Source organism: Hoylesella pleuritidis (assembly GCF_963541955.1).
Taxonomy (GTDB): Bacteria; Bacteroidota; Bacteroidia; order Bacteroidales; family Bacteroidaceae; genus Prevotella; species Prevotella pleuritidis.
Map to the genome: position 1 here is coordinate 115806 of NZ_CAUTUT010000005.1, position 16034 is coordinate 131839.

Annotated in this window: 12 protein-coding genes; 8 read left to right on the forward strand and 4 right to left on the reverse strand. The window is 42.9% G+C overall.

Annotation, left to right across the window (positions count from 1 at the left end; genetic code table 11):
• The first annotated feature begins 13 nt into the window (after positions 1-13).
• The 5 genes from RWY97_RS03435 to RWY97_RS03455 all read left to right on the forward strand — a co-directional run bounded on the left by RWY97_RS03435 (position 14) and on the right by RWY97_RS03455 (position 8703).
• Positions 14-3253: a UvrD-helicase domain-containing protein gene (locus RWY97_RS03435; RefSeq protein WP_390883254.1), complete on the forward strand. Its 3240-nt coding sequence runs from the start codon at positions 14-16 to the stop codon at positions 3251-3253.
• Positions 3250-6126, forward strand: a complete 2877-nt coding sequence (locus RWY97_RS03440) for a PD-(D/E)XK nuclease family protein (RefSeq protein WP_315565539.1) — start codon at positions 3250-3252, stop codon at positions 6124-6126. Before RWY97_RS03435 ends, RWY97_RS03440 begins: the two co-directional genes overlap by 4 nt.
• A 365-nt stretch (positions 6127-6491) precedes the next feature.
• Positions 6492-8057: an acyl-CoA carboxylase subunit beta gene (locus tag RWY97_RS03445; protein ID WP_021583959.1), complete on the forward strand. Its 1566-nt coding sequence runs from the start codon at positions 6492-6494 to the stop codon at positions 8055-8057.
• Between the two features lie 52 nt (positions 8058-8109).
• Entirely contained in the window at positions 8110-8268 is a 159-nt protein-coding gene (locus RWY97_RS03450; RefSeq protein WP_021583957.1) for a hypothetical protein, read from the forward strand.
• A 6-nt stretch (positions 8269-8274) separates the two neighbouring features.
• Positions 8275-8703, forward strand: a complete 429-nt coding sequence (locus RWY97_RS03455; protein WP_315565541.1) for a biotin/lipoyl-containing protein — start codon at positions 8275-8277, stop codon at positions 8701-8703.
• Between the two features lie 84 nt (positions 8704-8787).
• On the opposite strand, the gene panD is transcribed toward RWY97_RS03455, so the two are convergent.
• Both panD and panC read right to left on the reverse strand, forming a co-directional pair.
• Positions 8788-9135 (reverse strand): aspartate 1-decarboxylase, encoded by a 348-nt coding sequence (gene panD, locus RWY97_RS03460; RefSeq protein ID WP_024991353.1) that lies wholly within the window; start codon positions 9133-9135, stop codon positions 8788-8790.
• 3 nt (positions 9136-9138) lie between these two features.
• Positions 9139-10008: a pantoate--beta-alanine ligase gene (panC, locus tag RWY97_RS03465; RefSeq protein ID WP_315565542.1), complete on the reverse strand. Its 870-nt coding sequence runs from the start codon at positions 10006-10008 to the stop codon at positions 9139-9141.
• Between the two features lie 170 nt (positions 10009-10178).
• Between panC and RWY97_RS03470 the strand changes: the two genes are divergently transcribed.
• From RWY97_RS03470 to RWY97_RS03480, 3 genes are read left to right on the forward strand one after another with little or no spacing between them, the layout of a single operon-like run.
• On the forward strand, positions 10179-10991 hold the full coding sequence (locus RWY97_RS03470) for a glycogen/starch synthase (protein WP_021583951.1): 813 nt from the start codon (positions 10179-10181) through the stop codon (positions 10989-10991).
• 24 nt (positions 10992-11015) lie between these two features.
• Positions 11016-12497 carry a DUF4270 domain-containing protein gene (locus RWY97_RS03475; protein ID WP_315565543.1) on the forward strand — a complete coding sequence of 494 codons (1482 nt, stop codon included), beginning with the start codon at positions 11016-11018 and terminating at the stop codon, positions 12495-12497.
• Positions 12497-12619: a dehydrogenase gene (locus RWY97_RS03480; RefSeq protein WP_315565547.1), complete on the forward strand. Its 123-nt coding sequence runs from the start codon at positions 12497-12499 to the stop codon at positions 12617-12619. Before RWY97_RS03475 ends, RWY97_RS03480 begins: the two co-directional genes overlap by 1 nt.
• Before the next feature lie 354 nt (positions 12620-12973).
• Here RWY97_RS03480 and RWY97_RS03485 read toward each other — a convergent pair whose 3' ends face one another.
• Positions 12974-13798, reverse strand: a complete 825-nt coding sequence (locus tag RWY97_RS03485; protein ID WP_024991357.1) for a GSCFA domain-containing protein — start codon at positions 13796-13798, stop codon at positions 12974-12976.
• Positions 13799-13835: 37 nt separating this feature from the next.
• The gene (locus RWY97_RS03490) at positions 13836-15452 is read right to left on the reverse strand and encodes a phosphatase PAP2 family protein (RefSeq protein ID WP_315565544.1); all 1617 of its coding nucleotides are present in this window, start codon (positions 15450-15452) and stop codon (positions 13836-13838) included.
• Positions 15453-16034: the final 582 nt, after the last annotated feature.

A 16034-nucleotide genomic window follows, 5' to 3' on the forward strand; every position in this document is an offset into this window, starting at 1 on the left:
AAATCATCTTGAAATGCTCTCTTTACAACAGCAATTGACAGTCTATAAAGCAAGTGCCGGTAGCGGAAAAACCTTTACGTTAGCCACGGAATACATCAAATTGCTCATCGCTAATCCGCAATCTTATCGATCAATATTGGCTGTTACATTCACGAATAAGGCCACAGAAGAGATGAAAATGCGCATTTTGAGTCAACTATATGGCATTTGGAAGCAGCTACCCGACTCTCAAAGCTATATGGAAAAGATAACGAATGAGCTCAAAATTACTGATTCCATCGCCGCCAAAAGAGCCGGGACAGCTCTCAGTTATCTGATACACAATTATAGTTATTTCAGAGTTGAAACCATCGATACATTCTTTCAGAGTGTACTTCGTAACTTAGCAAGAGAGCTGGATCTTACTGCTAACCTACGGCTTGAACTCAATGACGACCAAGTAGAACAGCAAGCCGTTGACGAACTAATTGAGAGTTTGGAGCCGAATAGCGAGATATTACGCTGGATTATGAGCTACATCCGCGACAATATAGAGGATGATAAGAGTTGGAATGTTATCGGAAAGATTAAGGATTTCGGTCGAAACATCTTCAAAGACGTCTACAAATCCAATAGCAAAAGTCTTAATACGGCGCTCAATCGCAAGGATTTCTTTACGGAATATACGGCTAAACTGCATAAGATCAAAAACGAATCAATGGAACATTTGCAGCAATATGTCGCAAGTTTCTTTGATGTTTTGGACGAGAATGGCTTGTCCATTGACGACTTTTCCTATGGAACAAGCGGTGTTTGCAGCTATTTTCAGAAGTTGAAAGATGGTATCTTAGACGACGACAAACTGCTTACCAAACGCGTTTTAGACGCGATGGAGGGTGCAGAAACGTGGGTAAAGAAACAAGAAAGACGGCCCGACAACCCCATTTTTGCACTTGTTCAAAGTACATTATGGCCGATGTTACAAGACATTGAACGTATTCGGCCACAGCAAGTTAAACTGTATAAGTCGGCCGTTCTCACGTTGCAACACCTCAACCAGTTACGACTTCTTAGCTGCATCGATACAAAAGTGCGTGAGATCAACAAAGATGCCAATCGCTTTTTACTTAATGACACGCAGTCATTACTGAACGCTCTCATTGTGGATAATGATTCCCCGTTTATATTTGAGAAGATCGGAGCCCAGCTCGAACATATAATGATCGACGAATTTCAAGACACTGGTACCGTGCAATGGTGTAATTTCAAAGTTCTTTTACTTGAATGTATGAGCCGACAAGGCACCGGAAATATGCTTGTCGGCGATGTCAAGCAGAGCATTTACAGGTGGAGATCGGGCGATTGGAGGCTTCTCAACAACATTGAAAATGAATTCGGCAACCGCAAAAATACCGTCAGCATTCGCCATCTTGATACTAATTATCGATCAAATCGGCATATTATAGAGTTCAACAACACATTTTTCAAGGCGGCGGCATCCATTGAATACGCACAACAAAATGAAAATTACCCGACAGGAGCAGAAGAATTGAAGCGTGCCTATGCAGATGTCGAGCAGCAAATACCGACGAATCGCCCCGCCGAAGGTCTTGTTCACATCGAACTTTTACCCCAAGAAGACTATCAAAGTAAAATGATGGAACGGCTGAAAGACACTGTCCAAGAGCTAATTGATAGCGGAATTCCTCCCGAAAAGATGGCAATCCTCGTTCGATTCAATAAAACCATCCGACAAATAGCCGACTATTTCGCACAGGAAATGTCCGAAATAAAACTCATTTCAGATGAAGCCTTCCGCTTGGACACCTCTCTTGCTGTAAACATTATTATTGATGCGCTCCACGTTTTGACGCATCCGGAAGATCAGATAGCCACGGGAAATCTAATTAAAGCATATCAAAAGCATATCATTAATAACAAATTGGAAGACAGCGAGTTATTAATACATAAGCGAACAGCCATTCATTATCTTCCGACAGTATATCTTTCGGAACGTGAAAGACTATTGGCAATGCCTCTATTTGACCTCATCGAAAAACTCTACAACATTTTCCAGCTCAACCGATTGAATGAACAGAGTGCATATGTCTGCACCTTTTACGACCAAGTAAACGATTATCTTGCCAACAATACGGGTGATATTGATGACTTTGTCACAGAATGGAACGAAAATATTCACCGTAAGACGATTCAGAGCAACGAAATAAATGGTATCCGACTGATCACGATTCACAAGAGTAAAGGTTTGGAGTTCGACAACGTGTTAATGCCATTCTGCGACTGGAAACTCGAAAAATACGGTTCGACAATCTGGTGTTCGCCCAACGAAGCGCCGTTCAACGAACTACCGATCGTACCGATTGACTTCTCATCTAAACAGATGAAAGGTACGATTTACGAACAAGACTACCGTCACGAACACTTGCAAAACAGTGTGGATAATCTCAATCTGCTTTACGTTGCATTCACTCGGGCCAGCAAAAACCTATTTGTCTTCGGCAAAAGAAATGCTAAAAACAGTCGGTCTTACATCATCGAACAGTGTCTCGACAACTTAAATTCAAGTTTAAATAGCACTATAAACACCGATTTTAGCGATGAAATGGGCGAAAATCTCACTTTTGACTATGGTCATTTATCCGTAGACGACACGAGAAGAAACGCAAAACAGACTGCCAACGTATTCAATTCGCCCATCACGGTCAGACCATTAAATATCGAAAACTATGAAAGCTGCGTGCAATTCAAGCAAAGTAACCAAAGTCGCGATTTCACCAAGCAAGACGAAAGCAATGAAAAAGCCTCGTCATATATTCAAATCGGCAGTGTGCTTCACAATCTATTTTCCACTATTCACACTGCGGCCGGCATCGAACCGGCCCTCAACCAATTAGAAAGCAACGGCATCTTATATAATGAAGACATTACCCAAGACCGACTGATCGATATGCTTCGCAAACGGCTTGACGACAAGCGCGTAGCCGATTGGTTCTCAGATAAATGGCAACTGTTCAATGAATGCACGATGCTATCCATCGACCCGGATACGAATGAGGTACAGGAGCACCGTCCCGACCGCGTAATGACTGACGGGAAAAAGATGATTGTCGTAGACTTTAAGTTCGGAAAGCCTCGCCCCGAGTATCAAAATCAAGTGCGAGGATATATGAATCTGCTCCGAACAATGGGATATCCGAATGTCAAAGGATATCTATGGTTTGTATATAGCAATGTTATTGAAGAAGTGAAATGAAAACATTCTTAGAGTTTGTAGCCCAAGATCTTATCGAAAAATACGGTACAGATCTTTCCCGAATAGCTGTTGTCTTTCCGAATAAACGTGCTTCTCTGTTTTTGAACGAGCACTTGGCACGTATCGCCAACAAACCGATTTGGAGCCCATCATACATTACTATCAGTGAGTTATACCGTCAACACAGCTCGTTGATGATCGGAGATCCCATCAAACTAATTTGTGATCTCTACAAGACATTTATCCAATGCACAAGTTCGGACGAGTCTCTCGACCATTTCTATGGCTGGGGACAACTCTTGCTCAACGACTTCGATGATATCGATAAGAATTTAGCCGATGCGGAAAAGATATTCACCAACCTCCGTGACATCCACGAGTTTGACGATATTTCTTACCTATCAGATGAACAAAAAGAAATTCTCAAAAAGTTTTTCAGTAATTTCTCAGACAATCACAACAGCGAGTTGAAAAAACGATTTCTCAATTTATGGAGTCATTTCGACAATATTTACAATAGTTTCAACAAGCGATTAGAGGAACAAGGACTGACTTATGAAGGTGCACTTTACCGCAAAGTGGTTACCGATGAAACCATCAAATTTCGCTATGAAACATATATTTTTATTGGTTTCAACGCTCTTCAACGCGTAGATCAATCACTGTTCACCCGACTGAAAAAGGCCGGGAAAGCTAAGTTTTACTGGGATTTCGACAACTATTATATGTCAGACTCTGCACTGAATGAAGCCGGACACTTCGTCAGGCAATATCTTTCCACTTTCCCGAACGAACTGGACCGAACCGATAAAAATATCTACGCCAACCTGCAAAAGCCTAAAAACATTACTTATATATCGGCAACTACCGAGAACATTCAAGCCCGATATATCAGCGACTGGTTGCGACAGAACGGCAGAATTACAGCTGATCGACGAACGGCCATCGTGCTTTGCGATGAGAGTCTGTTACAAACGGTGATTCACTGTTTGCCCCCCGATGTAACGAAAGTAAATATAACAATGGGATATCCACTGTCGCAATCGCCCATTTCATCGCTCATCAGCCAGCTGATTGCCTTGCAAACAGCCGGCCATCCCGATAGATCCGACCGCTATCGACTGCATTATGTGAACACCGTTTTACGTCATCCTTACGCCCGCTATATATCACCCAAATATGCAAAAGTACTGAGTGAGTTGAACAGTCACAAACGCTACTATCCCAATCGTAGTGAATTGGCCGTTGACGAAGGTCTCTCTACACTATTCGAAGAACTCGAAAGTTGCTCTGTTTCAGAGCAAAACCTGAGATTATCTCAATGGATACTTAATCTCTTAAAACGTATCGGACAAAATGCAAAAGATGAAGTCGACCCGCTATTTCAGGAGTCTCTCTTCCGAATGTACACACTGATGAATCGCCTTTCCGACCTAATTGAGGCAGGAGATCTTGTCGTCGACCTGATCACTTATCAGCGATTGATCAACCAACTCATCAAGAGCACAAGCATTCCGTTCCACGGCGAGCCCGCCGTCGGAATTCAAATAATGGGCGTTTTAGAAACTCGCAACCTCGATTTCGAACATATCTTAGTGCTCTCTTGCAATGAAGGAAATATGCCGAAGGGTGTAAATGACTCCTCATTCATCCCCTATTCCATCCGCAAAGCATTCGATCTGACCACGATCGATCATAAAGTGGCCATTTACGCTTATTATTTTCACGGCCTTTTGCAACGAGCTACGGACGTAACGCTGCTCTACAACAGTGCAACGGAAGATGGACACAGCGGTGAAATGAGCCGTTTTATGCTCCAACTGATGGTGGAAAGCGGACAAGATATCCACCGAGAAGCCTTGCAGGCAGGACAAATTCCGCTCGTTTTACAATCGAAAGTCATCGCAAAAGACGATAATGTGATGGCCATTTTACGTTCTTTCGACAAAATTTCTCCCACAGCCATCAACAGATATATCCGTTGTCAACTACTATTTTACTACAATATGATCGCGGGAATCAAGGAGCCTGATGACACCGAAAACGACGATCTGATCGACAACCGGATATTCGGCAACATCTTTCATCGGGCTTCCGAACTGATTTACAGCCGTTTTATGAACCGCAATTACAGTATACACACAGCAGATATCGACGCCATTCTCAAACACAGCGAACTATTGGATAGTATCGTCGACCAGGCTTTCAGAGAAGAACTCTTCAAAGTAGACCGTCAAGGATTCCGCCCCGAATACAATGGTTTGCAGCTCATTAATCGCGAAGTCATCATCAGTTACCTGCACCAACTGCTTGAAATAGACCGTCGTCTCACGCCTTTCGCCATCAAAGCACTTGAACAAGAGGTATACACAACGGTCAAATTCGACAGCGGAAACGAACAATTATCCCTCAAAGTGGGCGGTTTCATCGACAGAATGGACTATATCAACCAGCAGCCCGATGGCGAACGAATCCGCGTTATAGACTATAAGACAGGTAATTTACCATCGAAAGCCACGACCACAATCGAAGAAATCTTCGAAGGAAAAGAATTACGCGCTAAACATACAGACTATTTTTTGCAAACGATTCTTTATTCATTGATTGTTAAAAAATCATCAGAATGGAATCCGGAAGGTCTCCCCGTAAGTCCCGCTCTCCTCTTTATCCAGCACGCCAAAGGCGAGAACTACGATCCGATACTGCTGCTCGGTAAAGAAAAAATCATCGATGCCGACCGTTATCGCAATGAATTTGAAGCGCAATTGCAAACATTGCTCGGCGAAATATATAATCAAGACGTTCCTTTTTCACCGACGGAAGATAAATCGAAATGTGAAACCTGTCCTTATAAACGACTGTGCCGAAGTTGATTCTGGCAAAAAAAACAAAAGAACATAAAATGAAAGTAGGCCATCTGTTCATCATCTTCTAAACAGAGCATAACAATCTAATTATCAAGTACATACAAAACAATCTTCAATTAACCATCAATCGCAGTACGTTTAACGGTTAAACGCACACCAATTAACCGTTAAACACACGATGATTAACGGCTTTTCGCAATACGAAATACAACACCTCTTTTTCCAGTCGCTATTTTCTGTTTTTCCACATACGATTTTCCGTCTTGGCAGTATACATAAAAAGCGATAAAAATAGGTCTTCTTTCGACCATTATCAGTTTTTCTTCGTATCTTTGCACATATTTTGTGACAAAGAAACCAATAATTAATTTATGAGTAAGCAAACAGAGAAAATCAAAGAACTTGTCGCCAAACGCGAGCAAGCTCGTCTCGGTGGTGGCGAGAAAGCCATCCAAAAACAACACGAACGGGGCAAATACACAGCTCGTGAACGTATTGATATGCTTGTCGACAAAGGAAGTTTTGAAGAATATGATATGTTTAAACTCCACCGTTGTCACAACTTCGGGATGGAGAAAAAGCAGTATCTCGGCGACGGAGTCGTGGCCGGCTCTGCTACGATCGACGGCCGGTTGGTCTATGTTTACGCCCAAGACTTTACGGTAAACGGCGGTTCTCTGTCGGAAACGATGTCTCAGAAGATCTGCAAAATTATGGATATGGCGATGACGATGGGAGCTCCTGTGATCTGTATGAACGATTCGGGTGGTGCCCGTATACAGGAAGGCATCTGCGCATTGGCCGGTTATGGCGAGATATTCGAGCGTAATATCCTGGCTTCGGGCGTTGTTCCACAGATCTCAGCGATACTCGGTCCGTGTGCAGGCGGTGCCGTTTACTCTCCTGCCCTCACCGACTTTACGCTGATGATGGAGAATACCAGCTATATGTTTCTTACCGGTCCGAAAGTCGTTAAAACCGTTACGGGCGAAGACATCGACTCGGAACATTTGGGAGGAGCATCTGTCCACTCTACGAAAAGCGGTGTAACACACTTCACGGCGAAAAGTGAAGAAGACGCAATGCAACAAATCAAGACATTGTTGAGTTATATTCCGTCGAACAATACAGAAGAGGCACCGCGCATCGAATGCAAAGACCCGATCGATCGGATGGAAGACAGCCTTAACGAACTGTTACCCGACGATCCGAACAAGGCTTATGATATGTACAAAGTGATTTCCGCAATCACGGATAACGGTGAGTTCTTCGAGGTTCAACCGAAATTTGCAAAGAATATCATCACCGGTTTTGCTCGTTTCAATGGTCAGAGCGTAGGTATTGTGGCTAATCAGCCAGCCAGTTATGCAGGCGTTCTCGATGTGAATGCGTCACGCAAAGGCGCCCGCTTCGTTCGTTTCTGCGACGCTTTCAATATCCCCATCGTCAGTTTAGTCGATGTTCCGGGCTTCCTTCCAGGTACAGGACAGGAGTATAACGCCGTAATTTTGCACGGTGCTCAGCTGCTCTACGCTTATGGCGAAGCCACAGTGCCCAAGATAACCATCAATATCCGCAAGAGTTATGGCGGTAGTCACATTGTGATGGGATGTAAACAGCTTCGCTCTGACCTTAATTTCGCTTGGCCGACAGCCGAAATTGCCGTGATGGGAGCATCCGGTGCCGTAGCCGTTCTCTGTGCGAAAGAGGCCAAACAGAAAAAAGATGCCGGCGAAGATGTAGCTACGTTCCTGGCCGAAAAGGAAGAGGAATACACCGAAATGTTTGCCAATCCTTATCAGGCAGCTCAATATGGCTATATCGACGATGTGATAGAACCGCGCAATACACGCTTCCGCATCTGTCGAGGTCTGGCACAACTGGCAACGAAACGACAGAATCTGCCAGCTAAAAAGCACGGATGCATGCCGATGTAATTCATAATTCACAACTCATAATGCATAATTCATAATTCGGAATACATATATTATGTTGAAGAAAGACAAGCATATTTATGCGGCAATAGCACTGGCTCTGCACGAGTTCAGGGGTAATAATGTGCACGACAAAGAGCCGGGCATCATTACGATAGCGCCCCGTGCGACAATGTGGAATGCCAAATTCATTTCAATGACAGCTAAACCCTAAGAGCAAATGAAGGAATATAAATATACAATTGATGGCAAAGAATACAAGGTTGCCATAGGTGACATCGAGGAAAATGTTGCTAATGTAACAGTCAATGGTGAGGAATTCAAGGTTGAAATGGAGCCGGAACCCGAACAGGAAAAGAAAAAAGTAGTTGTCCAAGCAACTGCCCAACCGGCTGCTTCGGAAGAGAATACAGCGTCGGCAGCATCTGTCAATACGGCTAATGCAGTGAAAGCACCGCTGCCGGGCGTAATTACTGAAATCAAAGTTGCCGTCGGCGATGAAGTGGCTGTGGGCGATACGGTCGTTGTTCTTGAAGCAATGAAGATGGCCAACAATATCGAAGCCGAGAAATCAGGTAAGGTTACGGCTGTTTGTGTGAAGCAGGGTGAGAGCGTGATGGAGGATACTCCGCTTGTGGTTATCGAATAATCTGTTTCTCAAAAATATATCAATAAAAATGCTGTGACAACAAATCACAGCATTTTTATTTTACATTCAACAAATGAGTAACCGTTATTCAGGCAATCGATTATTCTCGGGGAAAATAACAGTAGGTTTGAAAGTTTTGGCTTCTTCAAACTCCATTAAAGCGTAAGAGATTATTATCACGGTGTCACCAACCTGCACCTTACGCGCAGCTGCACCGTTCAAACAAATACAACCACTGCCGCGCTCGCCCTTGATAATGTAAGTTTCTAAACGTTCACCATTATTATTATCCACGATCTGCACTTTCTCGCCGGCGATTAAATGGGCTGCGTCCATCAAATCCTCATCAATCGTGATACTGCCCATATAATTCAGATTCGCTTCCGTAACCTGAACACAGTGTAACTTAGATTTCAATACTTCTATCATCATCGTTTAATGCTCTCCTATTTTCGGCTCTTTATACTTGATGTGGTCGATAAGACGGATGGGAGTGGTACCGCAATAGACGGTAATGCAGCCCACTATGTTAGGCGAATCGTCCCAAGAGCCGATCTCTTGCAAAGTATCTCCGTCAACGATTGAGAAGTATTCCACCTCTAACCCATCAACGGAATTAATGTCACTCGTCACCTTTTCCAACGTCTCTTGCACCGAATGCGCCTTTGCATAATCGACACTCGCCAACATTGTTTGATATATCGTGGGAGCGATTACACGCTCACCAGGCGTGAGCAAAGCGTTCCGACTACTCTTGGCAAGTCCGTCCGAATCTCTGATGATATCACATTCAACGATCTGAATGCCTAACCCGAGGAATCGAACTAATTGCTTGATGACTGCAATCTGCTGCCAATCCTTTTCTCCGAAATAAGCTCTTGTAGGACGAGTAATATAGAACAAGCGGCTGACAACCTGACAAACACCGTTGAAATGCCCCGGGCGCTTGGCTCCTTCCATTACAGTGGTAACGGGTGGAAACTCAAAACGACGCGTGTCGGGCACCGGATACATCTCACTAACGGATGGAGCAAAGACATAAGCAGCACCTACTTGCTCTAAAAGTCGACAGTCGGCATCCAGTGTCCGTGGATATCTCTCTAAATCATTTGGATCATTAAACTGTGTGGGATTCAAGAAAACAGAAACTACAGTGATGTCATTCTCGGCGACACTCCGCCTTACTAATGATGCATGACCTTCGTGCAAGGCTCCCATTGTGGGCACAAGCCCAATCACCCTACCCTCTTTCCGAAATGCGAACAGTTCGTTTTGGAGGTCTACAATCTTGTTAAATACTTTCATTATACCTATTTCTTATTGCGTTGCAAAAATACTATCATTTTCCTTAAAGAAGAAAGAATAATTATAAAAATATCCCAATAAACACGCGCTTCGCCGTAAAATCTGCACAGATTCAGCCTTTTGTGAAGTTTTTTTATTACCTTTGCATTATCAAGAAAACAAATTAGAGTATGGCTAAGAAAATCCTATTCATCAACCAAGAGATAGCTCCGTATGTCCCGGAAACGGAATTATCCATTATGGGTCGCGAACTTCCACACAAGATTCAAGATGAAGGGCTTGAAATTCGGACGTTTATGCCTAAGTGGGGAAACATCAATGAGCGTCGCGGACAGCTGCACGAAGTTATCCGTTTGTCCGGAATGAATCTCATTATTAATGATACCGACCACCCATTGATCATCAAAGTAGCCTCCATACCATCGTCACATATTCAGATATATTTCATTGACAACGATGATTATTTCACCAAACGACAGATGATCGTAGATGAATCGGGCGTAGAATATTCCGATAACGGAGAACGTGCCATCTTCTTTGCGCGCGGCGTTTTAGAGACTGTCAAGAAACTTCGCTGGGCTCCTGACGTCATTCAATGCCAAGGATGGATGGCTTCTGTCATACCTCTTTACATCAAAACAGCTTATAAAGACGAGCCGTCTTTTGCTAATACAAAAGTCATCACATCCTTGTTTCACGAGCAATTGAAGACAAATCCAGGTGACAATTTCAAGCATTGTGTCGAGTTCAGAGAGGCAAAAGCTGAACTATTGAAGCCTTATGCCGACAAATTTGACTTCTTTGAATTGGGTAAACTCGCTATAGACTACTCAGACGGAGTGGTTGAAGCCAGCCAAAAAGCAAATGGAGATTTACTCAAATATGCCCAAGAGAAAGGACTTCCTATACTAAATTATCCCGGCGAAGATTTCGGCAAAGCTTATAAAGACTTTTATAATCAGATCTTTCCGGATAAAGATTAATCACCCGTCATTTATCTTTTCACAATGAAACTCCAATTATTAGGAAGCTTAGTTGTTGCTGCACTGGCTTTCAGTTCGTGCGATGACACGACGAATGACATCGGTTCCGGTCTCACGAACAATGTTGATAAGTTAGAGATCACTACTGATACATTTACTGTTTCCACGCGTTCCATCGTGGCAGACTCCGTTCTTGCCCGCAATAGTACAGCCTATTTAGGAAAAATTCGAGACCCAGAGACAGGTGCATATATCACCAACGACTGTATGATTCAGTTCCACGCATTAGAAGATTACACACAAAATTTCCCCATACGAGACAGCGTTGCCAGTAAGCTCAATGGTGAAATCATAGCCGACTCGTGCGATATCCGTCTATTTTATACGAAATTCTACGGAGATTCTTTGGCTGCAATGAAGCTCACGGCATACGAAATGGGTAAGCCGATGGAAGAAGGCGTGAAATATTACTCTAATTTCGACCCATTGAAAGAAGGTTATGTGCGCACCGACGGACTGCAAGCAGACCAAACCTATACATTGACAGATTTAAGCGTAAGCGAGAAAGAAAGACGGTCTAAGAATTACACACCGAGCGTTCGCATCCGACTCGACAAGGAATACATTGACAAAGACGGAACAGTTTATAATAACTACGGAACTTATGTGATGCGCAATTACTATAAAAATCCGGCTAATTTCAAAAACTCTTATAGATTTATACACAACGTTGTACCTGGTTTCTTCCTGAAAAGTCAAAGTGGTTTAGGTTCGATGGCATACGTTACTAACAGCCAATTAAATATATATTTAAGGTATAAGACAAAAATCAAATCGTCGAAAGGTAAGGTAGACAGTCTCGTTACAGTACCGGGAGCCGCATCATTTGTCGGCACAGAGGAAGTATTGCAGAAGACCACAGTGACGAACGACCGCAACACGATTACGAAGTTAGCTGCAGACAATACATGCACATATCTGAAAACCCCGTCGGGAATATTCACTGAGATAACCATTCCGGTAGAAGAGATAATGGCAAAGCATCAGAATGACACCATCAATTCGGCTAAAATCGTGTTGACACGCATCAATAACACCGTGCAAAGCGATTATGCATTGAAAGCACCAGAAACTCTATTGATAATTCCCAAAGACAGTCTCTACTCATTCTTTGAAAACAATCGGATCGCAAATAACAAGAATTCATTCCTCGCGACCTATGACAAAGCAACGAGTTATAATTATAACACTTATACTTTCAACAATATTTCAGGTATGGTTTCGGCAATGTATAAGTCCGGAAAAAAGTCATCCAACTGGAATAAAGCAGTCATTATCCCTGTTTCTACAACCTATGTAACAAGCAAAGATGCATCAGGAAACGATATCAAGATATTGACCCGCGTTGTTCACGATATGTCGATGACAAGCACCAAGTTAGTAGGCGGAAGCCAAAATACCAATTCCCCTGTAACAATCAAGGTCATATATAGCAGGTTTAAATGATGGCAGACAACTTTTTAGAACGTCATCAGCTCGACTACGAGCGTCGGAAAGCAGAATGGCTACGTAAGAAAAAACATCTGCCTGTATTGAAACGCCGCTTAATTTCATCGCAAAGCGATTAATGACAATTGCAATATAATCACAAAATGCACTGACAAATCCCGTTCAGTGCATTTTATTTTATCAAACCTCTATCCCTCCCATTATCCATCAAAAATAACCAATGATACTGCAAAAAGCCGTTAATCGGTGGATAACTAACCATTAATTGTACGCCGTTTAACGGTTAGTTACAAACCGATCAACCTCTAAACGGCGAGCAATTAACCGTCAAACAGCATACGATTGACAGTCCATTGAAATTCCATCCATATCCTCCTGAAAATCAACCATATATAAATACAAAATAATAGGAATGCAAAAGATGCCTATTTTACCGGTTTCCACAACAGATATAACATCTTTCATTTCTTTGATTATAAATGGGTAATACCGGTATCGAGCTCCAGTCCCGGATATTTTCGTGCTAACGCTTCGGCTTTCTCCTGCATTCGGGCAATAAAGTTGCAGTATTCGGTCGACTCGGGATTAAAAGGTCGGTGGGCAAATGCTTCCTTAACAGGGCGCCATTCTTCAAGAAACTGTTTGGTGGTGGAACTGAAAAACATCTCGGCAAATCGTTGCCAAATGTATTCTACTGCCTGATCCGTAGGATGAAGCATATCTTCACGATAGAAACGATAGTCTCGGAGCTCGTCATTAATGAGCTCATAAGCAGGGAAGTAGGTCACTGTTTCGGGATAAATCTGCACTAAGCGATCAGCTGCCAACAACAAAGTTGCTTTGGAAAGTTGACTTCCGTGATAACCGTATTTTGCATAACGAATAGGACTCACGGTAACGATGATCCGCACATTCGGGTTTCGTCGGCGTAAGATCTTTACGGATTCGGATAGACTTTCAGCGCATTCCTCAACAGCAAGTTGTCTCTCACAGAACAAATTTGGGGGCCTTCTCTGACAATTGTCGACCACTTTACCCGTCTCTTTCAACACATATACACGATTGGTTCCTAACGTAAAGACGGCCACGCGAGGCACAAACGATGTACGAACAACAGTATGCAGAATACTGACGGGATTGTACATTACACCGAAAGGATTGACTTCGACACGGAATTTATCTGCAATAAACCGGCGCCCGATACTGTCGGCAAAACACGATCCAACAAAAAGCATCTGCTCGCAAGGCATAATCTCGAACGCCGGTTTCTCGATATCGACTATCGTTCTGAATTTCATCGCTGTTTAATTTACAGATTTCTTCTCGACATATCGATTACAAGCTTAATACCACACCTAATCCTAAACTCAGATGATGCATAGAAGTACGATGCTTGAAAGTATCGGTAACATAACGTCCAATGCCTTGTGTATCAGTCTCCCACCGATTATTGAGTTCGTAAACGTATTTCGGATTGGCATAATCATAGTCCATACTCAGCATAAGAGCCATTCCTCCTTTATAAGCCCACGTAAGAGATAATCCCGTTTCGTAAACTATCGCCCGATTGGCTTTAATTGAGAGAAAGTTATTATTGTGCATATTCCTCCCATCTCCCCAACTTTTCATCGTATTGAGAAATTCCTCCTTATCCTCGGGAGAAGCAAAATAACGTTTATCTGACGGATCCAAACTTTGAATAAAGCTTCTCATCGCCGGTACATCAACATCTAAAAGTGCATCAACATTATAGGCTGTGGTCAGCCGTCGACCAATAAGCAATTTGGTTCCGAATCGTAATCTGTTGTTGAACGGATACGAAAAATAAGCTCCCCCGCTGTAATCAAACATGCCGATATGATTGGATTCAACACCGACAAAGCGGGCAAACCTTTGATCACCGATACTTCCGGGATTGTTTTTATTCAAATTATAGCGGAAGCCTTTCGTCAAATCTACTGTAGCTGTGAGGGGAATGACCGTGGCACGCAGGCTTCCGCCGATACCGAAATAGCGATTCAGGAAATAAGCTCCTTCTGCTTTCACCGACGAACTGGTACCCAAACGGAGTCGCAATCCCAACGGATGGCTCACGCCCCGGGGATCATCTGTCTCGTAAGGATGCATATTCTCGTCATAGTTATCATATACTTCGGCCATATTCAGATGACGCGGACCTGTGCCGATCTGCACCCCAAGACTCAGAAAAGAATGATGTTTCGACAAATCAGGATTCATATTCGTACGCCAAGTACGTTGTATTCCCTTATCTTTAAAAAGTAAATCACCGAGAAAATACCCCACATTGGTCGAAACGATACCCACACCTGCACCTACAAGCACATCGTTAGCCCAATGGCGATTATTCAAAATACGGCATACCCCCGTAACAGTTGCTACCGAATAACCGGCAATACTGTACCAAGGGCTACGGGTCAAACCATATTCACGATGTAAAATGGTGGCACAGACAAATGAAGTGGCCGTATGTCCAGACGGAAAAGAGTTGCGTGAAGTACCGTCAGGACGCAACTCACGAGTTGAATGCTTGATACTATTCACCAACAGAGCCATCGTCCCGAACGATAGAACATTACTCACAGCCATCCGTTTCCACGAGCTACGGCCCTCGACACCGCACGCCTTCAATGCCCAAGCCGCAAGAAAAGGTGTGTATTGAGTATAATTATCCCACGTTGTATGGAAGTTAGGTTTGAAATAATGGCGCAATTCTCTGAAATCTTCTTTCTGAGATCTGACAGCAAACCCGGAAGCAACAAGACCAAGACCAACATACGGAATATTGTCCGAGAATGCCTTTTTCAACAGCGACTGTCTCACAATCGGCGTATCTACTGACAGAGCTGATGCTAAGGAATCCGCACGCCAAGCACAGCAGAGACAAGGAGACAGAAGAAAAATAAGAAATAAAACCAATAAATTTCTCGCCATATTATATCGAATTATATTGCTAAATGATTTATTAAAAAACGACACGAATCTGAATTTATTGTCGAAATATTATTCCTTTAAGGATTATTCGACACCTTTGTCGCCGTTATACAAAATCAAATAACATATAACTGCATAAAATACTTGCAAAGAGACTTCAAAATCCCCACACCTTTTAACGCTTTATAAAAGTATCTCTAATCATCAATTAACATAGGCTTACGACTTACTGTAAGACAAGTTTAGGATAAACATTTTCTTAGCTAAGACATCGCCCAACTTACCCCACGAGTGATATACAAAGACACTCCACTCGTGGTATACAGAGATACCCCACTCGTGGGGTGAAAGGCATTGTCGATAATATCTGTTACACCCTTTCGGAATTCACTCTCAGAATACAAACTTATCCCGAACTCGCGTTATAGTAGATAGATTTGCATCATTATTAATGACAATCTTTCAAACGGGAACAAAGAAATCGGTTACTCATAAAATAATACATATTGATCATATTGAGCTACTCATCATTACTTACTCCCAATCATCCCAACATAAACCGTATTTGGCATTCACTTCGTG

Bases quoted from the DNA above. Each gene is read 5' to 3' on its own strand.
- RWY97_RS03435 (WP_390883254.1), top strand. From the start codon at position 14: ATGCTCTCTTTACAACAGCAATTGACAGTCTATAAAGCAAGTGCCGGT.
- RWY97_RS03440 (WP_315565539.1), top strand. From the start codon at position 3,250: ATGAAAACATTCTTAGAGTTTGTAGCCCAAGATCTTATCGAAAAATAC.
- RWY97_RS03445 (WP_021583959.1), top strand. From the start codon at position 6,492: ATGAGTAAGCAAACAGAGAAAATCAAAGAACTTGTCGCCAAACGCGAG.
- RWY97_RS03450 (WP_021583957.1), top strand. From the start codon at position 8,110: ATGTTGAAGAAAGACAAGCATATTTATGCGGCAATAGCACTGGCTCTG.
- RWY97_RS03455 (WP_315565541.1), top strand. From the start codon at position 8,275: ATGAAGGAATATAAATATACAATTGATGGCAAAGAATACAAGGTTGCC.
- panD (WP_024991353.1), bottom strand. From the start codon at position 9,135: ATGATGATAGAAGTATTGAAATCTAAGTTACACTGTGTTCAGGTTACG.
- panC (WP_315565542.1), bottom strand. From the start codon at position 10,008: ATGAAAGTATTTAACAAGATTGTAGACCTCCAAAACGAACTGTTCGCA.
- RWY97_RS03470 (WP_021583951.1), top strand. From the start codon at position 10,179: ATGGCTAAGAAAATCCTATTCATCAACCAAGAGATAGCTCCGTATGTC.
- RWY97_RS03475 (WP_315565543.1), top strand. From the start codon at position 11,016: ATGAAACTCCAATTATTAGGAAGCTTAGTTGTTGCTGCACTGGCTTTC.
- RWY97_RS03480 (WP_315565547.1), top strand. From the start codon at position 12,497: ATGGCAGACAACTTTTTAGAACGTCATCAGCTCGACTACGAGCGTCGG.
- RWY97_RS03485 (WP_024991357.1), bottom strand. From the start codon at position 13,798: ATGAAATTCAGAACGATAGTCGATATCGAGAAACCGGCGTTCGAGATT.
- RWY97_RS03490 (WP_315565544.1), bottom strand. From the start codon at position 15,452: ATGGCGAGAAATTTATTGGTTTTATTTCTTATTTTTCTTCTGTCTCCT.